The 26,439-nt window shown below is 37.5% G+C and carries 16 protein-coding genes, 2 pseudogenes and 1 other annotated feature; of the genes and pseudogenes, 15 read left to right on the forward strand and 3 right to left on the reverse strand.

Annotation, left to right across the window (positions count from 1 at the left end; genetic code table 11):
• The first annotated feature begins 295 nt into the window (after nt 1-295).
• The 3 genes from AC4CUX_RS14580 (at nt 296) to AC4CUX_RS14590 (ending at nt 1,578) form a co-directional block, all read left to right on the forward strand.
• Entirely contained in the window at nt 296-586 is a 291-nt protein-coding gene (locus AC4CUX_RS14580) for a hypothetical protein (protein ID WP_104794884.1), read from the forward strand.
• 95 nt (nt 587-681) lie between these two features.
• Nucleotides 682-981: a hypothetical protein gene (locus AC4CUX_RS14585; protein ID WP_104794883.1), complete on the forward strand. Its 300-nt coding sequence runs from the start codon at nt 682-684 to the stop codon at nt 979-981.
• A 339-nt stretch (nt 982-1,320) separates the two neighbouring features.
• Entirely contained in the window at nt 1,321-1,578 is a 258-nt protein-coding gene (locus tag AC4CUX_RS14590) for a hypothetical protein (protein WP_490792481.1), read from the forward strand.
• A 42-nt stretch (nt 1,579-1,620) separates the two neighbouring features.
• On the opposite strand, the gene AC4CUX_RS14595 is transcribed toward AC4CUX_RS14590, so the two are convergent.
• Nucleotides 1,621-1,803: a hypothetical protein gene (locus AC4CUX_RS14595; RefSeq protein WP_198261323.1), complete on the reverse strand. Its 183-nt coding sequence runs from the start codon at nt 1,801-1,803 to the stop codon at nt 1,621-1,623.
• Nucleotides 1,804-1,902: 99 nt separating this feature from the next.
• Nucleotides 1,903-2,652 carry a metallophosphoesterase family protein gene (locus AC4CUX_RS14600; RefSeq protein ID WP_490792482.1) on the reverse strand — a complete coding sequence of 250 codons (750 nt, stop codon included), beginning with the start codon at nt 2,650-2,652 and terminating at the stop codon, nt 1,903-1,905.
• A 581-nt stretch (nt 2,653-3,233) separates the two neighbouring features.
• Here AC4CUX_RS14600 and AC4CUX_RS14605 point away from each other — a divergent pair.
• The 3 genes and pseudogenes from AC4CUX_RS14605 to AC4CUX_RS14615 form a co-directional block, all read left to right on the forward strand.
• The gene (locus AC4CUX_RS14605; protein WP_490792483.1) at nt 3,234-4,868 is read left to right on the forward strand and encodes an HNH endonuclease; all 1,635 of its coding nucleotides are present in this window, start codon (nt 3,234-3,236) and stop codon (nt 4,866-4,868) included.
• Nucleotides 4,869-4,946: 78 nt separating this feature from the next.
• Nucleotides 4,947-5,531, forward strand: a complete 585-nt coding sequence (locus AC4CUX_RS14610; RefSeq protein ID WP_490792484.1) for a class I SAM-dependent DNA methyltransferase — start codon at nt 4,947-4,949, stop codon at nt 5,529-5,531.
• Nucleotides 5,524-5,672: pseudogene (locus AC4CUX_RS14615) on the forward strand (HNH endonuclease); the annotation flags it as partial. The gene AC4CUX_RS14610 and the pseudogene AC4CUX_RS14615, both read left to right, overlap by 8 nt.
• 532 nt (nt 5,673-6,204) lie before the next feature.
• Here the strand turns inward: AC4CUX_RS14615 and AC4CUX_RS14620 are convergent.
• Nucleotides 6,205-7,424 (reverse strand): IS3 family transposase gene (locus AC4CUX_RS14620; RefSeq protein WP_342049223.1). Its coding sequence is split into 2 segments (ribosomal slippage): nt 6,205-7,148 and nt 7,148-7,424, totalling 1,221 coding nucleotides; the frame shifts between segments, so codons are not numbered across the junction.
• Nucleotides 7,033-7,149 (reverse strand) — a sequence feature (AL1L pseudoknot). Its footprint overlaps the gene before it by 117 nt.
• A 121-nt stretch (nt 7,425-7,545) precedes the next feature.
• Between AC4CUX_RS14620 and AC4CUX_RS14625 the strand changes: the two genes are divergently transcribed.
• The 9 genes and pseudogenes from AC4CUX_RS14625 to AC4CUX_RS14665 all read left to right on the forward strand — a co-directional run bounded on the left by AC4CUX_RS14625 (nt 7,546) and on the right by AC4CUX_RS14665 (nt 26,344).
• Nucleotides 7,546-10,950 carry a hypothetical protein gene (locus tag AC4CUX_RS14625; RefSeq protein ID WP_490792485.1) on the forward strand — a complete coding sequence of 1,135 codons (3,405 nt, stop codon included), beginning with the start codon at nt 7,546-7,548 and terminating at the stop codon, nt 10,948-10,950.
• A 5-nt stretch (nt 10,951-10,955) separates the two neighbouring features.
• Nucleotides 10,956-14,939 (forward strand): hypothetical protein, encoded by a 3,984-nt coding sequence (locus AC4CUX_RS14630; RefSeq protein ID WP_490792486.1) that lies wholly within the window; start codon nt 10,956-10,958, stop codon nt 14,937-14,939.
• Nucleotides 14,940-14,974: 35 nt separating this feature from the next.
• Nucleotides 14,975-15,976: pseudogene (locus AC4CUX_RS14635) on the forward strand (DUF8808 domain-containing protein).
• A gap of 183 nt (nt 15,977-16,159) precedes the next feature.
• The gene (locus tag AC4CUX_RS14640; RefSeq protein WP_317027900.1) at nt 16,160-16,741 is read left to right on the forward strand and encodes a restriction endonuclease subunit S; all 582 of its coding nucleotides are present in this window, start codon (nt 16,160-16,162) and stop codon (nt 16,739-16,741) included.
• A 14-nt stretch (nt 16,742-16,755) separates the two neighbouring features.
• On the forward strand, nt 16,756-18,018 hold the full coding sequence (locus tag AC4CUX_RS14645) for an HsdM family class I SAM-dependent methyltransferase (protein WP_490792487.1): 1,263 nt from the start codon (nt 16,756-16,758) through the stop codon (nt 18,016-18,018).
• Nucleotides 18,019-18,151: 133 nt separating this feature from the next.
• Complete coding sequence (locus AC4CUX_RS14650) at nt 18,152-20,479, forward strand: type I restriction-modification system subunit M (RefSeq protein WP_490792488.1); 2,328 nt, start codon at nt 18,152-18,154, stop codon at nt 20,477-20,479.
• A gap of 149 nt (nt 20,480-20,628) precedes the next feature.
• Nucleotides 20,629-21,794, forward strand: a protein-coding gene (locus AC4CUX_RS14655) for an IS3-like element ISAba22 family transposase (protein ID WP_490792489.1) whose coding sequence is annotated in 2 segments (ribosomal slippage) — nt 20,629-20,887 and nt 20,887-21,794 — 1,167 coding nt in all. Because the reading frame shifts where the segments join, the coding sequence is not laid out codon by codon here.
• Nucleotides 21,795-21,830: 36 nt separating this feature from the next.
• Nucleotides 21,831-22,967 carry a restriction endonuclease subunit S gene (locus tag AC4CUX_RS14660; RefSeq protein ID WP_490792629.1) on the forward strand — a complete coding sequence of 379 codons (1,137 nt, stop codon included), beginning with the start codon at nt 21,831-21,833 and terminating at the stop codon, nt 22,965-22,967.
• 92 nt (nt 22,968-23,059) lie between these two features.
• Nucleotides 23,060-26,344 (forward strand): type I restriction endonuclease subunit R, encoded by a 3,285-nt coding sequence (locus AC4CUX_RS14665; RefSeq protein ID WP_490792490.1) that lies wholly within the window; start codon nt 23,060-23,062, stop codon nt 26,342-26,344.
• Nucleotides 26,345-26,439 lie beyond the last annotated feature (95 nt).

Consider the following 26,439-nt stretch of genomic DNA (forward strand, 5'->3'; position numbering starts at 1 on the left):
GTAAATCACCAGGGGGGAGTACCTGATATTATTTGTTGTGAGCAGTGCCTTTTAGGAAGGTTGTAGCAATATTCTAATGTGGAGCTTGCGCCATGGATATTGATATTCAGGTTGATGTTTATAACGTTTCCACTCAACTTACGTATTTTGAAATTTTGAATCAATCAATTTTTTGAATTTTTAGGTAGTATACAAGAGTTGTCAAATGGTGTGATGCAATTGAAATAGTAATCTCAGCGTTAAATAATTTAACAGATTTAGAAATCCCATTAATTGAAAAATGGAGGCGAACTAAATGAAGGATACGTATATAGAGGCAGATCATTGTATTCAAGAAGCTTTGCAAGGGAGTATTGTCCACTTAAACGATAATTTATATTTTCAAAGTGCTGAAACAGCCTTACAGCAAGTCCTTATACCTGAGCATGTTTGCTGTACAGCACCATACTGGATCATTGGATATGAGTTGCCTAAGCCGATTCAAAATAAACAGGAATTAGAGTCATTATTTGCATGGCATAACTTTTTTATTGAATTTGCTAGCAATGCTGATGAATTTAAAGATTTCAATCCTAGAGATGAGTGATTAACCCTTATAGTGTCTTATCCATTCTAATTTTTAAATTTATTAGTGTGAGTACACGATAACTTCAGTCTGAACTGGATATAAAAGGATGATTTGTGACCAGAAGTGTAAAGAAGCAACTCAGTTTCTTTTTAATCGTACTTTTCGGAGTGATTAGCTATAATTATGTAGCTACTCGCCCAGTAGAAAATACAGCGGTGAATTCCAACGTTCGAGAGCGTGAGCGAGCATTTATACAAAAACGCGCTGAATACATAAAAAGTCACGGCGAGACAAGTATAGCTGAGCAAGAAATTAATAAAGAATTGGCACTCAGAAGAGGGTATTCTTTAATTAATAGTTCGTCTTCATATCAGCGTGTTGAAGAGCAAGATCTTGAAAAATTTGTAAAGTGAGGTTCATATTATGGTAGATCAAATTATTTCTAAAGATAATGCGAAAATATTCGCTAAATCCGAAGCAAAAAATTAGTAAGATGAAATAATAAAGTGTGACGAGCTCAGGTCTATACTAAACGCAACTAATCAACCTCCTATGAAAATCGTAAGAACTGGTAAAGATGTCATGGAGTTTTTAGAGGATTGATTTTTAAGACATTGTTTTATTTTTATTTGATCGCTGTGATTTTAATGAAGTATTGCGGGATCATTACTCAATTTTAATTTATGTCATAATTTATTAATCTTAATTTCAGATAAAAATCAAGGAAAAAATTAATGTCGAGAAAGGTAATAATGACTACAAATGAAAGACATCTTCAAGTATTAAATCAAATGCGTGCTAGCTACCGTGGTGTACAGCTTTTAAGGCAAGATAGAACTAGATTTATGCAAGATGGGTCTATTGTTCAATCCAGCTTTTCTTCCACAAGCGATAGTAGGTATCCTGCATGTGATGAACTATCAATGGAAACGGATGAGAGTGATGTGTTGAAAGAAACTGCTGAAGCTATGTACGCATCTACAGGTGATACAATTTGGTTAAGCTTTTAAATATAAAATTCAAGCGCTTTATATCGTTTCAATGAGCAGAGTTCAAAATTGCTTGAGTACGTCGTCAATTGATATTTCCTCTTCCACATAGAAAATACCATTTTGATCTGCTTTCATTTTTTTAATAGTCATACCTTCAAGCTTGGCAATCTCGATTAAATTGTCAAGTATTTGATCTGCAATTTTATTTTTCCAATCATTTTCTGGGTCTAAAGGATTCGACATGAGTTTCTCCTAGTTCATGGTGTAGAAGCCAAATCAACAGTACTATAGGATGTATAATATTAGAGTTGGTTTAAATTACTTCAATACGAGTATGACTACTTAAACTTCGATGATCAAATTTTCTCTAAACCCATTTTTACCTTGCTCTGGTGGATAACCCAAAGGATTGATCACTAATCTACATCCATCGACTACAGTATCCACTGATGTATGCGTATGTCCTGCAATCCATAATTTAAAGCCTTTTATATCTAAGTCATTAATAAAATAGGGATTGAGTGCTGCTGCAACAGGATGCGTACCCCAATATGGATCAAGACAAGCTAAATGAGGCGGGAAGTGAGTAATGACAATCACATTATCTTGATCCTTAAATTTCATAATATTTTCATGATATTTTTTAAATAATTCTATGTAGTCATTAGCAGTTATCGTTCGATGATCACTGTCAATCATGATTTGATCGAAATCATAAATCGATTGTTCAGCATCTTTTTGGGACTGTAAAAGTACCTCAGGAGATGTAAGTGGTGAATTGGAGCGAAAGTTCGTAAACAGCGTGCCACCTACAAATATTTTATCTTGAATTTTGATATGGTTGTCATCAAGTAGTGCATTTTTTGGGTAGTTTTCTTTCAAGAAATTCACGACTGAACTGTAGTTAGAGCTGTAGTAATCATGATTACCTAAAACAAAGATAAATTTTTTATTGAGAGATTTACATTTTTCGGCAAACTCAATTGCACCGCTTAAGCGATTAGAAAAATCGCCAGCGTGAATAATGACATCAGCTTGCTCTGATATTGAATATTTGGAATTGTGAGTATCCGATAAAATTTGCAGTTTCAATCTACTTCCTTTATTAAATCACGCTGCTTAAATATATAGAGTTTCATTGCGATCAGTTTACAGCAACTAAATATTGTAGAAATTATAAGATACTTATCTGTATTCTTAAGCCTCTAAAAATATAGGGAATTATTTTTGAATTGATTGATCAAATATTGATCATAAAATTTGACCAATTGAATTTATGCACATAAGATAAAGATGTTACAGCAAAATCTGTGACCAGGCGTGGAAACCTGTTACTCAACGAACTAAAGAGTCGCTTTTAGTGGCTCTTTTGTGTCTACATGGCGCTTTTATGGTAAGCCAGATAGGGCAGTCTTTGGCTGGCCGTTTCGTTGAGCGGTATTTCCACACCCTATTTGGTTTGCCTCCATCTCGTGGAAAGGATGTTGGCAAACGACAATCTATCAACGAGGTTTAAAATGCGTCTTTATATTATTTCTATCTGTTTTTTCTCTAGCAAAAAGATACTTCTGAATTAATGAATATTTACTTCATTAATCACTAACTTTAATTTTAATTACTTCTAATTTCGTAATCTTACGAGATATAGAGAAGTATTGCCTAGAGAAAATAAAATGGCCCGTACTAAGCTTTTAACCAATATTATTCAAAGAAAAATGATGGTGCCTGACGAAATGTCGCACTCAAATCTGCACCATAACTTTGAAATATCACTTTATGACTTCGCCAACCATGAGATCCTAGAAAAACTATATAAAGCAGACAATCAACGCTCCACAGAGTGTTGGAGCCCTGCTGAAATTCAGGAGTTTATTCTAAACTGTTTGAATGATCGTAATGTCAATTTATGCGTTCGCTATTGGAAAGATGCTGCTGGTAATATTTATATCATCGATGGTGGGCACAGGATTTCAATTATCTATGCTTGGATCAAAAGATACTTTATTGATGAGCAAGTAATAGGAGCCCCAAAATTCACGGCACCACAAAAACGAGATATTCGTCAGATTCGTAATCGATTAGGTGGATTAGCTGATTTTCAAGAGTTATGTGGCGATTCTGAGTTTCAGCAAAAATTAAAATCAACCAAAATTAATTTTATTGAAGTGATTGGGACACCTGAGGAAGCTCGAAAAGCCTTTTGTTCAATCAATTCGGATACGAAACGATTAGATCCAGATGAAGAATATCATTTACAAAATAGGGGAAGTGATGCTTTTTATGTGATTTATGCATGTTGTTATATAAACGATAATAAATCCAACTTGGCTGAACTGAATTACGAGCGGATAAATGAAGTGATCACTTTGGGTGAGCAAATTCATGATCATCTTTTTAAGATAATACTTTTAGAGCCAGATTTAACACACGGTAAAAAAATCGGCTTGGTCAATGAACTCCTGAATATCATGTTTGGTGATACTAGTCAGAATACTGTGAATATAGACCAAGGTCAGCGTGTAGAAAATTTAATGCTAAAACTTAGAGTTGTGCTGTGTCGTATCGCTACACCACCAATTAGTATTCGGATTCCAAGTTTGGGCTTACACCCAAAACTATATTTTTATAAAGATAATCGTTTTCAAGTGACATCCTTTTTGGCCTGGTTCTCTATCGTCTGTGAAATTGAAAAAGACTGTTTTGAAATACAGAATAAAAAGATAGATTTTATTGGATTTACTCGAGCACGCCGTGGTGTTGAAAGTTTAATTGAAAAAATTCCTGTGGCCATTAAAGAAACTGTCGGTAAGTTTGGTAGTGGGATCAGATCACATGAGCGATTGAAGAACGTGTATCAAGCCTTCATCTGTATTGGACTCAATATGGATTTAGATTTTGAAGATGAAGTTTGTTTGAACACCGTCATTCTTTCGATGAGTCAATCATTTGATTATATTAATTTTAATGATTTTTACCTTGACCGTTTTGGTGGTGATTATGATGAGAGCATTGTGGATGATGTTGTGAGCTTTGTGAAATCAGTAAGACTAACAAAGAAGAAAAAACCTCTAAATTTTTCACTCGCAGCCAAAAGAAACCTGTATCAACGTGAGGAAAGGAAAACTTGGAGCTATTGCGAAGTATGTGATAGCGCTTTATACCTTGAATCGACTGAAGTAGATCATCGTGAATCGAAAGCAGAAGGTGGTTACGGTGTTTTAGAAAATGGAGCAATTATTCATCCGATATGTAATCGTTTTAAGTCAGATCGTGCTTTGGAAGAAGTAAGAGCAGATTTATTTGACTAAAAAGATAAGGGAGCAAATGCTCCCTTATCTTTTTGTTTTTTAGTAGACTGGGGTCAGTGTTTAGCCTAAGCAACCAATATGAAAACAATAGACTATTACAACCAATACGCAGATCAATTTTTACAAGCCACGTTGTATGTGGATATGGAAAGCCTATACCAACCATTTTTAGCTGAGGTGCCAGATTCTGCTCGCATCCTGGATTTAGGCTGTGGCTCAGGGCGTGACACTTTGGCTTTTAAAAATAAAGGCTATCAAGTTGATGCTATCGACTATTCTGAAGTATTGGTCGAACGAGCGAGCCAACTGACTGGTATCGCTGTTCAGCAGCTAAGTTTTTATGAGCTTGATATGCACGATGTTTATGATGGGGTATGGGCATGTGCCTCTTTACTACATTGTGCTCGTAACAGTCTCCCTGATGTTTTAAAACGTATTCATGCTGCATTACGCCGTGGCGGTGTGTGCTATATGTCTTTTAAATATGGAACAGCAGATAGAGTAAAAGGCGGTAGGGCGTTTACTGACTTAAATGAAGAGCAGGCTCAGGAATTGTTAGACCAGTTGAATGGGGTTAGGGTATTAAAACAGTGGATTACAGTAGATCAGCGACCTGATCGCGATGAGAAGTGGCTGAATGTACTTTGGAAAAAACATGCCTGATTTTATTCTTATAGCTCAAAAAAATTGAAATTCCTAAAAAATATCCAACTGGTTCTATAGTCGGAGAGTTTTAGTAGTCATTATAAATTTGCACTATTGATTATTCTCAAACGATTAGCTATTGAAAAATGGCAGGACACAAGGATTACATAACTGATTGGGTGTGGCATTCGAATCATGAAAGACCACACCAAGCTAAAAAAGGAAGATCACCTTTAATGGCTGCTTAACCTCTACTTATAACTTCGGTTATTTATAGGCTACCGAGGATTCCATGGTTTTTAATCCGCGTCTGTTTATGAAGTCATTTTACTGTACAAGTTTCCAAGTTATATAGAAAATTATGGTTATCAATATGATTTAATTACTTCCATAATATCAAGTTATGTGTGGCGATTTAAGAAATCTCTAAATAACTTATATTTACATTCTTAATGAAAAAAAATATGATCAAAGTTCAGACAGAGGATTTTGATATTTAATAAATACAAAAATACCTCTTAGTGCCAACTTTGTCATGGATAAAACTTAATGCAATTAAATAACAATGGTTCTAGTACTGAACTAAGTACACTCGCACCTAAAATAATTTTTTCCCCTTTATTAAAAGCTATGGTGGGGACTCTTAAAAACCTGAACCGTACCGGGTTTGTCGGAGACTTTTTTATTTAAGTTAGGCCACCTGACCTAACGGGTTAATCTTATCATAGTACATTGCTTCAAACTCAAAAGGCGATACATAACCCAGTGCACTGTGTACACGCTTTTTATTGAACCAATATACCCAGTTTAGTGTCGCAAGTTGTACATCTGCTAAACCTTGCCAATCTGCTTTTAAATATTCAATCACCTCTGTTTTGTATAAGCCATTCACCGTTTCAGCCAGAGCATTATCGTATGAATCACCAGTTGTACCGACTGATGCTCGTAAATTTGCTGCTTCTAAACGATTGGTATAGCGAATAGAAAGATATTGAACACCTCTATCTGAATGATGAATCACATTCTTAGGCATACCTCGATCGTGCAATGCTTGCTCCAATGCATCGAGCACCATATCTGTATTCATCCGTGTAGATACTTTCCATCCAACAATTGCTCGTGAGAACACATCAATAACAAATGCGGTATATACCCAGCCTGAATGAGTTTGAATATACGTAAAGTCACCCACCCATAGTTGGTTTGGATGATCAGCATTAAAATTACGTTTCACTAAATCATCTGCCCGTTTTTGGTCATCTCGGTTACGAGTAGTTTGTTTATTCTTACCACGCCAAACACCTTGTATACTTAGCTTTTGCATCAATCGAGCAACTGTACAACGTGCAATAACATAACCCTCACGTTTCAATTTTTGCCAAACTTTACGTACACCATATCGACCTGAACTTTCTTTCCAAATACGTTTGATTTGCTCTGCATGATGTAAATCATGCAGAGCACGTTTCGCTCGATGTTCTGGGTTATCAACGAGATCTAAAGCCCGATAATAGGTCGAAGCTGCAATCGGTAAAATTCTACAAATCGCTTCAACACCATATCGATCTTTATTGTTATGGATAAAATCCACCATTATTTGTGTGGGCGGTCGAGCTCCGCCTGGGCGAAAAAAGCGGCTGCTTTGCGTAGAATTTCATTGGCACGTTTTAATTCTTTAATTTCACGTTCCATTTGCTTCATTTTTTCTTGGTCAGATATCTGTTGTACTTTGGCAGGATTTAGTTGATCCAGATGCTTTAAATACCAAACACGCAATGTTTCAGGAGTACAACCGATTTTAGGAGCAATAGCTGTGATTGCTGCCCAAGTAGAAGGATAATCTTTTTCAGATTCAATTAGTAATTGAACCGCTCTTTCTCTAATTTCGGGGGTATAGTTTGGTTTTTTCATCGGCATAGTCTCTCAGAATATTGACTCTCCGACAAACCCGGTACGGTTCAACCATCAGTCAGATCATTTCTTCAATTATTATGGGCCTTCTCATAATTTGCATTTTGATGCCACCGCTTTTGTGTCTGCAGTATTTAAGCAGATCGGGACTAAAAACGATTCAAAGCCAATTTATAACATCATCAAAGATATTCAATTATTACCTGAAGATTCAAAACTCAGAATAAGCACTTTATTTGATAAGGAATCTGAAGCTAAAACTGCCCAGACTTATCGTGATTTAGACCAAGCGATGTCTGAAATTGTTCAGCAAGTACTTCAAAATGCTCCGACAGGTATGGCACTGAATTCTCTCAACCAATTCTTAGGCGATCTCAAAAATTCTGATCCAGTGATTGCCAAAAATTCTCAATATCCTATGCAAGTCAAAGGGCAATCTAAAGTAGCTTCTTTGCAATATACAAACGACTTAAAAGCAAAAGATGGCGAATTGCGACTGTTTACCGTAACGGAAGAACTCAGCAAACCTAAATGGGTGAAAGAAGTTCGTGATGCTATCAAAGCCATTGTGAAGCAGTCCTACTCAGCTGGTGAGAAAATACCAGTAGAAGTTGCTGAACGTATGGAGGAAATTCTTGATGCTGAATGTTCAGTTGAAAATAACGACATCCAAAATCTACTTAATTTCGTAGAAACCAAAGCACTATCACGAGCACGTATCCGAAATTGCTTCAAAATAATGGAGATCATTGCTGATCACATTGAGAAGAATGAACGAAACGATTTTAAACGTGAAGCTGCTGTTTCTTATATCCGTAAAGCAGTCGCTTTTTTTGAGATTTTCGGTGATCGAATTGCACCTTGGAATGATGAAACGACTGAAGCCATTAAAGACTATGGCATTGATTTTGGTGCTATCTACGGCGCTGTAGGTAAAGTTGATTTTAATGCGCTGCTGGCTTATGTAAGCGCAACAGATGCATTACCAATTTGGGTAAAACCAAAAATTGAAATGAATGATATACGCCAAGAGGATAAGGATGGGCTATCTCTAAAACGTGAAGTCACTTATGCCTTTCGGGTGAATGGTGAGTTTGTTAAAGAGGAAAAGGTAAGTTCCTTTAACTCTAAGTTGCGGATCAATTATAAGACAGGCAAAGGCTACCGTTCGGACACGGATACCATGCTGACTGCTTATGAAGCTCGTCTGCATAGTATCAATGAAGCATTGCTGCTGAAGGATATTGTGGATGATAAGGGCAATCCAATTCTTGAAGAACGTCTAAGTAACGAGTGCTCAGATCGTGTTGCTCAAGTAGAGATGTTCCAGCTCATTATGATGTACTTCGTCCTATCGGGTCCGAAGATGGAAATTTCTAGTTTTGAAAGTGTATTCAATAAACTGGTCGAATCCTTTAAAAATCCTCAAAAACTCAGATACAACCTTGCTCGCATCTTGGATGAAATGCTGAATAGCGAAGATACCCATGAGCGAATGAAGGCAATCACGTCCACAATCACTACGGCGTTAAAAGCAAATTTGGATTCCATCATCAGTGAAATGGAAAAGGATAGCAGCCTTAAAACGGTACTTTACATCCTACCAAGCATTGTGAATCTGGATGTTTTCAAGAGTTCAATTGGTGAGGATTCCGAACAGTTCTTCAGTATCTTTAAGGGTAAAGAAACGAATTTCTATAGCTACATCTCGATGGTGGATGCTAGCCGTAAAAAATTGGCGAAAATGAGCCAAGACGAAATCATTCGAAAGAATGATTATGCTCGTAAAGCCCTAAGCGAGATTGAGTTTAATTCCACACTGAAAATTCGAACGTTGGTACCGATTGAGAATCCTAATACCGACCTAGATCAATTTGATGTCGCTCGTAATCTGAATATTCCTTGTTTACCAGTATTGATGGTGCCGACCAACAAGAAGGTCAGCGACAATGGGCTGCCACATTTTTATCATCCTGAGAGCTTAAGTTATGACAACTTGTTATCTAAATACAAGGTCATGATTCATTATTCATCTAAGCTATTTCGATTGAGTGACCTAAAAGGCGGCCATGCTCAATTATGTTTGGATGAAAAAGAAAATGCTTTGATCATCAGTACGTCATGTTTTTCGATTGCGATTCATCTATTCCTTAAACATCTGATTAAAGAAGTAAAAAATCAACTGGGTATTGAAGAGCGCTTATATGTACCTGTAATGCGAATTGACTCAGTTGATGAACATGAGAATGAAGAAAAAGCCCAATTTCAAAGGAAATCAAAAAAGATCCAAAAAGGTGGGTTTAATCCTGAGTGTAAACGAGCGTATGCCACCGCTTATACCCTTGAGAAGTTGCTGAACAATGATGATGCTATTGTGAAGGTACAGGGGCTTAAGTATCAACCAGATCCTATGCCTTATGGTAATCAAAATGGTGAGCGAGTTTGTGCCCCGGTGAATCTCGCTATGGATAAAACAGTGACTTACCGTATTCAGGCTGCAATTGAAGCACTGTCAGGATATTCAGAAATCATCATCCCATTTGAGGGCACTAAGGACAAAATTGCCTGTATTAGCTATAACTCTCGACCTGAGAATGATGTGGAATTTAAGTATCAGCATCAGAAGGATTTGCTACTTCTTAAACCAGATTATGGCTACATCTGCTACGTCTATACACTTGAGCGTATCAACGATAAACAGGGTCGCTTATCACTACAGAAGGTCAGTCATGCCCCAGTTGCTGAAGACAATCTGAGAACAAGTAAGGCGATGCACCGTATCATCGAAAAACTGCAGTCAGATGGTTTTGAAGATGTTGTATTGCTTTCACACCATTTTGCACAGCGTAAGATCGGTAAGACTGAAACCAGTAACTTGATTCATGAAAGTGAAAGTGCTTTGGATCAACTTGATCAGTTGTTCCCGAATATGAATTTCTATCCATTCCAGTCTGATACGATCCCAGCACTGAGCTTAAAAACCAGTGATAACAGTCGTGTCTATGAGGTACCGCACCATCAGTACCATACGGCGATTATCAATCAAAAAGAATATAAACAATCCTTGTCCGTATATAGCTTTGCGACTAAACGTACTGTGGGTGTTCGTACTCAGAATGGTATTTGTTCGTATTTCTATATGCTAACCAGTCAGGAGCATTCGATTCATAACGATAAGCGAATCAGATTGCACAGTAAAATTATTGATGTGAATGATTCCAATGAAATGAAATCAATTCGCTCTGTATTGCGTGGTCTGCATTACTTTGAGTCTGAACGTCCTACAGCTGGCAAAAACTTCACTCCGGTACTTGAGCCTTCCCATATTCGTGGCACCACTGGCATTCAAGAGCTTGGTGAAGTCATCGTGTCGAGTCGTCTAAATAAAGGCGAAGTCGTCATGAGTCTGCCAGCCTTAATCGGCAAGCTCGAAGAATACGTTATTCTGAAGAATGAAGACTTGATTGATCCAATCGAGCCGATTCCAGAGGGAGCTGAAGAAATTTTAGCGACTGATGTGGAGTAAGCGTCGTGGTGAACAATGAAGCCAAAGTTTGGGGCGAGGTTTATGAGATCGCTGTTAAACGTGGTTCGATTATGGCTTTGCTTGATGCAAAGCTATTATCAGCCAGCCATCCTGTAGTAGCAGAATGGAATAGTAAACAGATTGCTGATGTCTTTCAGGAAATGAAGGAAGCGCTATATAGCGATGTCATTAATGCCGCTATCCATGAAAATATCGAAAGCTATTTTCAGCAATTGATAAAAACTGGATTCGGGCATGGTTATACCAATACTCGTGAGTTTCTAAGAAAGATCAAGCCAAAAGGTATTGCAAGGGCTAAAACGGCGAATGCAAGACCAAATTGGAGCTTATCTGGCATTTGGTGTCCACTGACAATGCCAAATGATATAACCCAGACCATTGTAGATGACTACACAACTGAGGAAGAACATATTGCTATTAAAGCCTTCAAGGAGAAGGCGTTGGAAACATGGAATCAACAATTCAGTCTTACCCACGCTAAAATGTTTGGTAAGGGTATGTTTGGTCGTGCTGATTTCCTGGCGGTAATCAAAGTCAAATCCAACTATCATGTGCTGGTTCAGGAATATTCATTATTTTACGTTTTAGGTGAACCAGAACAATTCAACGCCAAGGATTCTTGTACCTATTTGCAAGAGTACAAGCGTTACATCAAACATTCTGAATCCCAAAGTGTTTTCTCATACGTGAATGCAGAAGCTCAAGAGATCCCATTTAAGTTCTCAAAAAAACTACGTGAATACTTGAGAGCCTATGTCCGTAAGGAAAAAGTCCTATTTAAGATGGCGCAAGGCTGTTCGTATGCAACCACTTTTGTTGATTCTTTTAAATGGAAGTTTGAACAAGATGACATGCCAAATATTCGTCTGAGTGTGATGGCGATCACCAGCCGGGGAAGTGAGTACATCTCTGCTGAATTTGCGGATAAAGATAAATCACCAGAACTGGAAATTATGTATCAGCTGGGCAAGGAGTATCAGGATAACGTTCTGAGTCTGGACGATATGGATGAACGCACGAAACTGCAAGTTGAGATTCTGAATTATCTGGTGAATGAACCTGTCAAAAACATCTCGGAAATCGTGTCCAAAAATATTAGCGATATTTCCTACGGTCAGGATCTTACTTTCACTATTACTGAAAGGCTTAAGGATTTTGTGAATCCTAACCAGCCACTGGCTTTAGAGTGGGTTTTTGACTTGATAGATCGGCAAGTCGATGACGAAGACCATAAACAAAAACTTAAAGATATGGTGCGGGCTGAGTTTAAAACAATTCGTAAGGGAAAAATTGAGAATAAAACTTCATTCACCTTACGTGATTTGCATAAATGCGCCGTAGTACTGGCACTGAAGGAAAGTAAACAAGGTCGGGTGAATTTCATCTGTTTGACTGGTACGCCGGGGATTGGGAAAACATCGAGCGTTAAGACTTTGTTGGCAGATTTGGAAGGCTTTTTTTTCTTTTATACCAGTCCACGAGTGTTGATTAACGATGATGTGGTGGGTGATCTATCTAAAATCTCAGCCACGATTACCAGTAACAGTGATGTGGTGACACAGGCACAGCAAATCTATTCGAAGATTCACAATACGGATTGTAAGGTAAATGCTCGTGGTGCCGCTATTGTGGGTGGTGTTGAAAATCTGAAGATAGATCATGACTCAAGTGTTCTATTGTTCAAACAAGATGAATACTGGAAGCTCAAAGACCTGGAACAGAATGCAAATGTCAATAGACGCTATGCCAATACCTCAGAATCTAAAATTACGGCAACCAATAAGAGGTTTGCCAGAGTGTTTGATTCATTAGGGGAAGCGACCCAGCAATTGCTAGGGTTCCATCCTGAGCTCAATAAGCTGACGATGACTGTAGCAAGTCAGGCATTCATGCCATATAACACCACCCCAGCTGGACCACGAAACCCAAGGGAAAACCAAAATAAAACTGTGGCAGCTTCCAGTTTGGATGGGCTGGAAAAAATGTTCCAATACAAAATCGATAAGAAGCCGACAGAGGCCAAAATCGAACGGAGAGAGTTTGCCAAAAAGTTCCCTAACATTGTGGTGATGTTTGATGAAATTACAGGGGATTCAGGCACACGTACTTTTATCAATGAGATGCTGAAATTCCTTTCCAAAAACTTCATTGAACCATTTCAAGGTAATTCACCATTTACGGTAACTGTGATTCTTGCTGATGCATCCCTCAGTAATGTGAATGCAATCCAGAACTACATGAAGAAACAGGATCAGTTACCAGCAAAAATGTTCATCTCTCCATCTTTGGGTAATTTCCCATTCAAGATGCAGACTGCAGATCTGGATGATGGTAACTGTGTTCGTTCTAGTATCCATATCATGGCGAACTGTTACCCGGCAAGGGATCTTAAAATCCAATATATGCTCAAGCAATACGCCGTAGTCCCTGAAACAGATGATTTTGGATTGGATAAGAACCTGACTCATCTATTTCGCCAGAAAGCTGGGGAAAGGACTCAACAGACTGCTATCGAGCTTATTCAAAAGAATCTTGAAGATGGTAAAAAACAAGTTATCTACTTTGCTCAGGATAAAAATGCATTGGCTGCACTCAGAGATGCATTAGTCGATGAAGGAGTGGTTGAACGCTCTAAGATTGGCATTTTTGATAGCCAGTTAATGGGATACCACCGTTCAGAATTGCTTGATCGCAAAGAAACATTGCAAGTCGTACTGATTACTTCGACTGCAGCTAGGGGTATTTCGTTCCCGAACTGTGATTCAATCATTGCTGCCATGCCTCGTTTCGCAATTGAAGCCTCTTTAATGGAAATCGCCCAGCTTGTTTACCGGGGACGTGGTGGATATTTGGATAAAGAGAAAAATGAGTGGGTCAACGGCGATGAACGTGATCGACTGCTGACGATTCTGGTAGAAGATTTCTACTTGGTATCTAATGATGAAACTCAGACAGCGCTTGAATATAAAGTTAAGAGCTCATTGGATATGCTCTCAATTTTCATGCTTATTCGTGGGACTTTATACACTCGTATCACTGGGGATGCTGGCTTCAAAAAAACTCAGATCGCCATGATCCCAATTGGTGAGGTGAAGAATAAGGCCAGTGATAAACCGGGGCTGGCTTCTTTGATCAGGGATTTCATGAAGGACGTGAATAGTGTTCTTCATAAGATTTCTGCAACCGAGGGTGAATTGGTTGGAAGGCTTAAGGCTGTAGTAGAGAAGGCCCAAACGGTTTACTCAGCAAATAAGCTCAGTTCTACCTATAGCACTAAGACCAACAAATACCGAAGTTTTTACACGCCGACATTAACGCCTGAGTTAAAAGAACTTCAGTTCTACGAGAAATGGTGCCGGGACAATCATTCGCTTAAGTCCAGATTACTCACTATTAGCGATCAAGAAGATGCTTTGACCATTCCTGAAAATATCTATATCTGTGGGCCTATGATCATGGAAGATCGCTCGAACTTTGGTAATAAGGAGTCTTTCGATATTGCCAATGATAATCTCTCACAAGATTCTTTAAGGAAATTCCGAAATGAGTTAATCGCCCTTCAGATGGGATTCCCTCAGTTGAATGCCTATAAGAACATTCAAAAGCATATCAGGGAGATCACGAATATGATTTCTTCTGTTCTTGAATCAGAAACGGATAGCTATACAAAGGAAGTTGAGCAACAGGGAATGATGCGTAAGCTCTGGGTGACGTACCCGGTAGCGGCAAACGAGCTGGTTAAACTTCAGGACAAGAGCTTTGATAAAGAGTGGTTTGATGCATTGAGCTTTGAACTGAGAGTGAGAAATGCAGAGTTTCCAGTGATGCCAGAATATCGAGATCATCCATTTCGTGGTACTCAGCAATTATCAGGGCATCCAGTGTTTGAAAGGTTATTCGAGCAGACAAATTTCATGCTTTGTCGTGAATTAAACTTGGTGAATACTTTGACTATGTTTAATGAATGATCCGAATTATATTATCTATTTAGTAGAGGATTAATGTGCATATACCTGCTGCACAAGAACAACTTAAATTCTTAAAAAATATTCAGCTGATTTTACAGTCGGGTAGTTTTAGTAGCACCTATAAATTTGCGTTGCTGATTAGCCTAAGCCGATTAGCTATTGAAAAAGGTGAAGATTCAGGTGAAAGTCTATCACTCGAATATACCGATATTGCTGAAAAATTTATTGAGCTGTATTGGAAGTAGGCTGTTCCATATATCTTTAATGATGAAGGTCAGCTGATTTTAAATCAGAACAATGGTAAACAAGCTGCCATTGTGAATCGAATCATTGGGCTTCGGCAAAGCTACTCTTCTTTGGGGTTATTAAGACGAGATTCATTGGTGTGGTTGAAGCTAGTTAAAGATGTCGCTCGCACTGTAAAAGACATGCCAGTCCGCTACTTGCAAAACATCAATGGTCAAAATTTTGAGTTTTTATATCGGCTTGATCAGTGCGGAAAGCAACTTATTCTTTTGCCTCAAGTGATGTATTGCCTACGTCAATTCAGCGAGATCATTGAAGAACTCTGTCAGAAACGTTGGATTGACTATATCCGCAAGAACAGTAGTAATGCCCCAATTTTGAATAAATTACCGAATCTTGAACAATTCATGTTTGAGCCAAGTCGAAACCAGTTGAATGCGGTAGCAAGCGTGTTGGTAGAGCTACAAGATTGCAAATGTTTCTATTGCAATAAGCCGATGCGAAAAGACAATTATGCAGTCGATCATTTTATTCCATGGTCTATGTACCCATCAGATACAGGTCATAATTTTGTGTTGGCAGATTCAAGCTGTAATTCTAAGAAAAGTAATTTACTTGCATCAGAAGAGTTTTTGCATAAGTGGCAGGAGCGGAATGAAGAACAGGATCTGATCATCGTGGAGCGAATTTCAGTGCTAGGATTTCTAACGGATAAAGAACGTTCGCACAAGGTGGCAGAGTGGGCGTACATTCAGGCAAAAAATAATAGATATACTTACTTCAGCTCATAATTGAAGTTGTTAAGTTAAAGTTACTGATCACTCGACATTTCGATATTTGAGTTATCAATAAAGAAGTTTCCTTGCTCTAGTTGAAATAGTTTTGTAAAAACCATTGACGAAAAGATTAATTACAACTAATATTTGCTTAAGGAAATCATAAATGGTTTTAATAAAACTATATTTGGAGTAATTATGAAACTACATGAAATATGTTCAAGTATTACAGTTGGAATCAATAAGTTCAATGATGCTCAAGATGAAAATCTAATTCAAGTCAGTTTATTGACAGGTCAAAGCTTAAACGATAAAGGTTTTCTTGATGTAGATACTCGTACAACGAAGACAGTATTTGTCGATGAGGAGCTTATTGAAAAAAAGAAATTAAAAGAAGGTGACATTGTTTTTTTATCAAAGGGCACAAATCTACGAGCTTCAATTGTGACTGCGGAACAGGAAAAATTAAATTTATTTGCTCCTGCAACATGCCTAGTCATCAAGGTAAATTCGGAAGTTGCTTTACCAGAATTTTTAACTGTTTTCTTAAACAGTGAATATGGTCAAGCAGTCATCAATAGTCTGAATAAAGGTACGACGATTATGAATATTCCTGTGAGCAGTCTAAAGGATATTGAAATTTCAGTACCAGACTTAGGCATACAGCATAAATTGGCAGAAGTATTTCACAAAAATAATCAAGTCTTGCATGCAATAGAGCAACTGAAAGTTCAACAAATTAAAGCAACCAATGCCGCTTTTCAAAAGTTGATGGCCTAAATAGGAAATTAAAAATGAAAAATACAGTCGAATATTTAGATGCCTTATCGACTATGACAGGCACGATGATACGTAGTGATGCATTAGAGCTATTTACTTTGATTGCTTATCTTGTAAAAGAGAATAGAGAGGGAAGTGAAAATATTCTATTATCAACACACGATAACATCTCAACTTTTATTTCTGATTTTGTAGCGGAAAAAGAATTACACTGGTTTTCAAAGGATGTAATTCGTTGGAACGCCAATCAGCTTGTGAATATTGTTCAGGTGTTTTTAAGCCTGCGGGAAGAGTGTCCGAATAATCAAAATTATGGTGAAAAAGCCTTTGAAGTATTAAAAGCTTTTGCACTTAATTCAAATAAAAATTGGGACATATTTAATATTGATTCACAAAATATCCTCAATGTTTTTAAAGTGGTCGTTGGCTCAGTAGAGGATAAAAAACTTTACGATGGGGCATGTGGTCTAGGATTATTAGCACACGATCTTAATACTCAAAAGCCTATATTACGTGATATCAATGAACCAACGGTAGGGATGGCAAAACTGCTTTATGCGTTAAGTGAGAAAGAGGTAGATATTCAGCGAGCAGATTCATTAAGTGACGGCTCTACAAGCTATGGTGTTGACCTTGTAGTGAGTACGCCACCGATTAACATGAGGGTGTCTGAATCCTTTGTAGCTGGACAAAATTATTTAAAAGAATTGTTTATTGCTGCTCGTATTCCTAGTAGTGCATCTGAGAGTTTATGGATTCAGCAAGCTCTGTACAACTTAAATGCACATGGTAAAGCATATCTTCAGATTATCCCTGGCTGGTTATTCAGAGGGGGATATGATGCAGAGTTGCGTGAAAAATTAGTGCAACTAAATTGGGTCGAAGCTGTTGTTTTACTTCCTGCTGGTATTTTGACTAATTCAAATATTGAAATGAGTTTACTCATTTTAAATAAAGCCAAAGCTAAAGATACCATTCGCATGGTAGATGCACGTAGTTTCGGTGAGCGTCAGCGTCGAAAACTTCATTTAAGTCTGGATGATGCAGAGAAAATAAAGGAACTGCTCTCGGTTGATCAAGAGACTGAGTGGTCAAAAGATGTCAGTATCCAACAGGTCAAAGCCAATAAATATAGCTTACACTGTGCCGAATATTTTGATGTCCATATTGAAGTTGAGCAGTTAGATCTTGAGCGTGAGCTCGCATTACTGCAAGAAAAGCAAATGCAATATTTGAAAGTTAAGGATGAATTTAATCAGCTCCTGAACAGTATTTGAAAGTGCAGTCGTTACTTCGATAAGTATCACTCATACCAGCGAATTTGGATTTAAACATTTGAAACAGATTTTAGGTGTCAGACAAAAAGTCAGTATGACTCAGTTCTGACCCAAACGAATAAATTGAGGCAGTATGAACATCTCTCTAATTGAAAAAGACTTATGGGAAGCGGCAGATGACCTGCGTGCAAACTCGAAATTAACTGCAACAGAATACGCTCAACCAATTTTGGGTATCATTTTCTTATCGCATGCAACGTCACGTTTTTACTCGTTAAAAAAAGAATTGTTGCAAGATCATCAAATGGCAAGTTATCAAAAACTTGTTGATGAAAACAAAATGCCAGCTGAAGCATTTGAAAAGCAACTTGAAATTGCTTTTAAGGCACGCAGTGCTTTGTATTTGAATCCAGAGCAACGTTTTAATTATTTAGCAAACTTACCAACAGGCCATAACTTGGGTGCTGAACTTGATGCCATTATGGAGTCAATTGAAACTCAAAACCCAATTTTAAAAGGTGTGTTACCAAAGACTTATCAGCATTTTGAAGAAGATCTGTTAGAGCGTGTAGTTCGTATTTTTAACCGAGATACCTTATTAAATGCAGAAGGCGATGTGTTTGGTAAAATTTATGAATATTTCTTAAATAAGTTTGCTCAGTCTGGTGCACAAGAAGGGGGGGAATTTTTCACGCCGCCATCATTAGTACGTACCATCGTTAATTTTATTGAGCCTGATCATGGTTTAGTGATTGACCCTGCGGTGGGTTCGGCTGGGATGTTTATTCAAACAACACATTTCCAAGAGCAAAATAACACGCATAATCCGATGCAGTTTGTAGGTCAAGAAAAAACAGAAAATAACCAAAAGCTCGCCATTATGAATATGGTTGTGCATGGTTTAGATGCATCTAATATTGTAGAAGGAAACTCTTTTTATAGTGCATTGCCAGACTATATTGGTCAGTGTGATTTTGTTATGGCAAACCCACCATTTAACGTGGATGCGGTGGATGCAAGCAAATGTAAGAACGACGTTTATGTTGTGCCACAGCAAGAAGAAGGCAAGCCTGAACCAACCGCTTTTGAAATTGCTCAAGCCGCGATTGCTCAAAAGAAACGTTTGCCTTTTGGTTTGCCAGGGGTGACTTCTAGGTCTGGTGGTAAACGTAATGATGGTAATGATGCAAAAAATGAGCAAGTTTCAAATGCAAATAGCTTGTGGATTCAATATTTTTATAGCTATTTAAACGAGACTGGTCGTGCTGGTTTTGTTATGCCATCAAGTGCATCTGATGCAGGTGGACGTGACAAAGAAATTCGTCAAAAATTAGTCGAAACTGGTCATGTTGATATTATGGTATCGATTGGACCAAAGTTCTTCTATACCCGTTCTTTGCCATGTGCACTTTGGTTTTTTGATAAGTCAAAATCTGAAAGTCGTAAAGATAAAGTATTGATGCTTGATGCACGTAATGTATTTACCGTGGTATCTGCGAAATCACATATTTTCAGTGAGTCACAATTAGAAGCTTTAAATGCGATTGTTTGGTTATACCGTGAAGAGCATGATAAGTATCAAAACTTGTTACGCCGTTATATCACTAACATGCTCGAAACCATTGAGCAGATGCCAGTGGTTTATAAAGACTATTTAAGCTCATCTAAAACTGTTGTTGATTACGTGGCCAAATTTGCGACCAATACATCAATTGATGTTTTAAATAAGCTATCGAAGAAAGAACAAGAATCTGAAGATAAACCAACGCCAATTACAGCGGAGCAACTTGCATCTTTAAAAGCGTCTGCTTTAAAGGCACAGCAAGGTCTTGCGTCAGAGTTAGCTGAAAATGCCAAGATTGCCCTGCTTGAGGCTTTACCAAGTGTGGCTGACTTACGCCAACAACTTGAAGATGCTCAAGACCATGCTGCCATTATTGCCGTATTTACGAGTTTGCAAAATGCTTTAGGTCAGACACAGGCTGTATTTGATAAATTAAGTGCAACAAAATCTGAAGCTTTGGCATTAGTCGCACAGGCTGAGAGTTTGTATGCGAAGAATGATAAAAAGCATTGGGGGAAAAATAAAGATATTGCTGCATTGTTGAATGGTTTGAATACTTCAGCAGAAGGTGAACCTGAAACTGTTCAAGATCAAGTACAAACTTTGGAAAAAGCCTTAGCCGATCGTATTACTGATGTGACTTGGTTGAATGAGCGTTTCCCTGAAGGTGTGTATGCTGATGTTGCTGGTTTGTGTAAGTTAGCATCGCAGAAAGATATTAAAGATCAGGATTACTCGCTTACTCCAGGACGCTATGTCGGAGTTGAAGAGATTAATTCAGTGAATGAAAATGTAGCTGAACAAGTACTTGGTTTGTTAGCAGAAATAGACAAGTTAAATGATGTATCTCAAATTTTGCATAATAAATTAGCTTTCAACTTGAAGGAGTTATTTTGATGCAAATTGAGTATATTCCATTAGAACAGTTAGGGTTTGTTGGAAGAGGAAAGTCTAAGCATCGTCCTAGAAATGATGAGAGCTGATGTGTGCTGAAAAAACAGGAGGTTTTAACTTGGTAAACTAAACACACTCATCAGGAGTTTACCATGAGCAAGAAACACAAGACTTACACCACAGAATTTAAAGCTGAAGCCATCAAATTAATTGAAGCCAATCAAGGCAATGTCTCGGAAACAGCCAGACAACTTAGCATTTCAATGCAAACTCTTTCAAATTGGAATACCAAAGCAAAGGCTGGAACTTTAGCAGGTACAAAACAGTATTCACCTGATCTAAACGCTCTACTCGAAGAAAATAAAAAACTCAAACAACAGCTCAAAATAGCTGAAATGGAACGTGAATTTTTAAAAAAGGCAGCAGCGTACTTTGCCAAAGAAAGTCAGTAAGGTACGCCTATATGAAACAAAAAAGATATTCTTTTCCAATTACCTTAATGGCTCGATTACTTCATGTTTCAGTTTCATGTTTTTATGATTGGTTCAAGAGAGGCGTGAGCAAAAGAACGATTCAACGAAATCAACAGACGATATTGGTGAAAATAGCCCATGAGGAGACAAAGCAGAGCTATGGTTATATTCGATTAACCAAATACTTACAAGCTCAGGGCATAAAAATGAGTATGTACGCTGTACGTCAGATAAAAGCGCTGAACCACCTGTATTGTAAGCGACACAAGCGTTTTAAAAGGACTACGAATAGTGACCATAATCGAGCGATCTATGAAAACCTGCTGGAGCAACAATTCTCAATGACTAGACCAAATCAAGCATGGTCAAGTGATATTACGTACATATGGACTGTTGAAGGATGGCTGTACTTAGCAGCGGTAAAAGACCTTTACACGAAGCAAGTGGTTGGCTATAGCTTAAATGAGCGCATGACAACACAGCTTGTTTGTAATGCGCTAAATATGGCTATTCACAATCAAAAACCAACCAAAGAACTGATTGTGCATTCAGACAGAGGAAGTCAATATTGCAGCCATGAATATCGAAATATACTTGAGCAATATGGTTTTCAAGGTTCAATGAGCAAGCGCGGAGACTGTTACGATAATGCACCGATTGAAAGCTTTTGGGGAATACTGAAAAATGAGTTAGTGCATCATTACAACTATCAAACCAGAGAAGAAGCCAAAGCAGATATTATAAAATACATTGAATTATTTTATAATCATCGAAGAATTCAAAAGGGTTTGGGTTTTAAGACACCAAATCAAATGGCCGAAGACTTTTATAAGTTGGCTGCCTAGAATCTCCCAAGGGAAAGTCTCCTGATAATTCAGCGTATATCAAGCTTATATGGAGGGGAGTATCCATTCATTCAAACAGCAGATGTAAAAAAGGCTGAGTTGTACATTAGAGAATATTCTCAAACATATAATGAAAAGGGTTTAGCTCAAAGTAAATTATGGCCAAAAGGAACGTTGTGTCTCACGATTGCTGCAAATATTGCCGATACAGCAATACTAGATATGGAAGCATGTTTTCCGGATAGTATTATTGGTTTTATTGCTGATGAAACAAAAGTTAATGTGAAATACGTAAAGTATTTTTATAGTTTATTTCAGAGAAATTTACAGAAAATTTCTCAAGGTGCTGCACAGGATAATTTGAATCTTGAAAAATTACTAATGTATCCGATACCTTGTCCATCGTTAGATGTTCAAAATCGAATAGTTGGAGTATTAGGAACAATTGATGATCTGTTAGTTTGTAATTCAGATTTGATTGATCACCATAAGTTAATGGTTGAGAAGCTATATCACGAGTGGTTTATCAACTTTAAATTCTCAAACCATGAACAGGTCAAGTTTGTTGATGGTATTCCTGAAGGGTGGACAAATGTATCTCTTAAAGAAGTTATAAGTACAAATCCTTCGACTTTAAAAAAAGGTGAACTAGATGAAATATTATACGTAGATATTTCATCAGTGGGACAAGGGAAAATTGAATCTTTCACTCAATATCATATTGATGATGCACCAGGTCGAGCAAAACGAAAAGTTCAGCATGGTGATGTGATTTGGTCATGTGTTCGTCCTAACCGAAAACAATATGCATTAATTCAAAATCCTCAGAGTCACTTAATAGTATCAACAGGATTTACGGTATTAAGACCAACAAAAATTCCATTTACGTATTTAACAGCATTAGCTGCAAGTGACGATTTTTGTGGTTATCTAACCAGTGTTGCACAAGGAGCTGCATATCCTGCTGTGACGTATAAAGACTTTGAAGACTATGAGTTTTTACTTCCGCCTAAAAGCTTATTAGATAAGTTTCATGAAGTTGTGGAGCTAATGTATGAACAAATGCATATCCTGCAAATTCAGAATCAGAAGTTACAAGACTTAAAGGAAATATTATTACCTCGACTTATGTCAGGTGAACTCGATGTTTCCAAAATTTCAAGTATTGAATAATCCTCAAAAAAACCTGCGTCAGCGCAGGTTTTTTTCAACGTCCTATGCTAAATTGGGTAACAGAAACTTACTAATTTTTATAAATTTTTATTATGGCACACGCACAATACTCCGAAGAAAATCTGATTCAAAAACCAGCCATCAAGATTCTGAAAGAACAATTGGGTTGGCGTACAACACATGCCTATGATAACGAATGGAAATCAGGCATAAGTATTTTTGGACGTGAGTCTGAACAACAAGTGGTCTTGCTCAATGATTTACAGCAAGCCTTAGTAAAATTGAATCCTGATGTACCTCAAGAAGCCATTCAAAACACGATTAAACATCTTAAAGATCGTCGTAGCTACAACGCAAATGCAATTGCTGAAAACAGATACCGCTATGAACAAGATTTGCTAGTCGGGCATAAAACACAGGCAAAAAATCCTAAGACAGGTCAGTTAAAAGACTACACGGTTAAAATCATTGACTTTAATAATGTCGCAAACAACATTTACCATGCTGTGGATGAACTATGGGTAAAAAGTACCTTAACCTCAGAGCGTAGACGCCCAGACCTCATTTGCTTTGTAAATGGTTTGCCGTTGGTATTCTTTGAATTTAAAGGGGTAGATATTGACGTTAATCGTGCCTTTAAAGGAAATTTAACAGACTACAAAGATAAAATTCCGCAACTCTTTGACTTTAATGCAATCACCATTTTATCCAATGGCGAAGAAGCGAAATATGGGACATTTACATCACCACTTGAGTTTTATGGTCAGTGGAAACGAAATGATGAAGATGATCCAGAGCCAGCAGCCAATACGAATCAACTGAAGCGATTGTTATTTGGAATTTTGGACAAAACACGATTACTTGATTTAGTAGAGAACTTTATTACCTTTGAAGGAGAGGGTGATAAAGCTATTAAAATCATAGCGAAAAATCACCAATACTTAGGTGTAAATCGTGTGATTGAACGATTGATTAGCCAAGATCCAGCGCATATTAAAGAGCGTAATGAAGGTCGATTAGGGGTTTACTGGCATACCCAAGGCTCCGGTAAGTCTTTTTCAATGCTTTTCTTTACCGAAAAAGTATTAAGAAAAATTTCATCGAATTATCGCTTTGTGATTATCACTGACCGTATTGAATTAGATGATCAGATCTCTAAGCTTTATAGTGACTGTGGTAAATCCAGTAAGGTGAATGATCAGGCAGTCAGTGGCGATCAACTACGTAAAAAACTTACGAACTCGAATGATAAATATATATTCAGTACAGTTTTTAAATTTAATCAGCTTGTGACAGAGCCATATAGTATTGCGGATAATATCATTGTGATCTCAGACGAGGCACACCGTAGTCAGTATGGTGATTTAGCACGTAATATGCGAGCAGCACTGCCAAATGCTAAATATTTAGGGTTTACTGGTACGCCTTTAATGGACTCTCCAGAAGATCAAAAAACCAAAGAATGGTTTGGTGATTACGTTTCCATTTATGACTTTAAACGTGCCATTTTAGATGGTGCGACTGTACCCTTAATTTACGAAAATCATGGTGCTCAGCTGAGTATTGCCAATCCTGATGAGTTAAATCAACGTATTCAGAAAGTGATTGATGATGCGAAGAAAAAGGGCAAAAGCGAAGCAGATATCGAAAGACTAGTTCGTAAGGCTAGTGATGACTACAATATTTTAACGTCACCGAAGCGTTTAAAAATCGTAGCGCAAGATGTGGTGGATCATTATAAAGAGCGTTGGTTGCTGGGTACGGAAAAATCACCTTGTAATAAAGGCATGTTGGTATGTCTAGACCGTAATACGTGCTTGAAAATGTATGAGCTGATTACTGAAAAGTGGCAGTTAGCGATTGAGTTACAAAAGAAAGAGCTTGCAGAAGAAGAAATCATTCATTGTCATGATCCAGATATCTTAGAGGAAAAACGTAGACATTTAGCATGGATGAAAGAAACCAAATTTGCGGTTGTGGTCAGTAGTGAACAAAGCGAAATTGAAGAAGTCGCAAAGTTTAATGACCACAATGGCAAGCCTTTAGATATTTTAAAGCATCGTAAAGTAATGCAAGAGCGTAAGTTGGATGAAGAGTTTAAAGATAGCAATAATCCATTACGTTTTGTCATTGTCTGTGCAATGTGGCTCACTGGTTTTGATGTGAAGTCATTATCGACTTTATATATTGATAAGCCGATGCAAAACCATACTTTGATGCAAGCGATTGCACGTGCTAACCGAGTTGCACCAGGTAAAAAGCAAGGGACGATCATCGACTATAACGGCATGCTTCAAAGTTTAAGACGTGCATTGGCAGTGTTCTCAACGGGTAAAAATTCTGCTGGAAAAATACAACAGGTAGAAGCAGATCCTTTAAGTGATAAACGGAAGTTGCTTATCGAATTTGGTGTATATCTGAAAAATTTAATCAAATATGTTGAGTCTAAGAAAGCTCCTTATCAAGCATTGAAGTCGGCTAAAGACGAAGATCGCTTGGAATTGCTCTTGCAATGTAAAGAGGCTTTATCTGTTACCAAGCAGGTAAAAGCAACGTTTATTACTATGTTTAATGACTTAGATTTACGTAAAGAAAATCTTTTACCTTGTGATGAACTTTCAATGTATCAGGCAGACCTGAATACTTTAAAGGCGATCTATCGTAGATTATCAAAGCGTGAAGAAGGTTCTGACATTACACTAGAACTAAGACAGATTCAGAATTATGTAAATCATCATTTAGAAGCAACGGATAAGAAAGGAAAGGATGCAGAATACGACTTGTCAGCCATTGATTTTCACCGTCTAAAAGTTGAGTTTGAGAAAATTAAACATAAGAGAACGGTGTTGATGGAGCTTCAGGAGCGTATTGAAAAAGCATTAGCTCGTCTCACTGCTGTAAACGGTGATCGTGCGAAGTTCCATGAAGATTACCAAAAAATCATTACGCAAATTAATGAAGACATTTCTGATGTGACGATTCAAAAGGTTTTTGAAGAGCTGATCAAAGTGTATGAGGACTTGTCTGAAGAAGAAACTCGCTATGTCAGAGAAGAACTAGATAATGATCTAGAGCTCACACTATTCGATAAATTGAAGAAACCGAATTTATCTGAGAAAGAAGAAAAAGCAGTGAAAAAAATTGCTCAAGATTTGTTGAATAAAATTCAAACTGTTTTATCGCAGGGTGTAAATTGGATCAACCAAGAAAGTAATAAAGCTCAATTGCTGGAAGTTTTAAACTCTGAAATTATTTTGACTGATGCCCTGTCATGGGAAACGTTTAATTTCGAAGATCGTAAAGCGAAGGCGGATGACATATTTGACTATGTGCTTACACATAGTGATTTAATTATGAATAGGCAGATGTATTCTTAATTTGGGAGTGAGAGTTATGCATTGGCTACAGCAGGAATTTGAAACCTTTATATGGGTGATTACGACTTATTGGCGAGTATGGCTCATTCCTTTGA

The sequence above is a fragment of the Acinetobacter sp. 231_lipA genome (assembly GCF_058243005.1).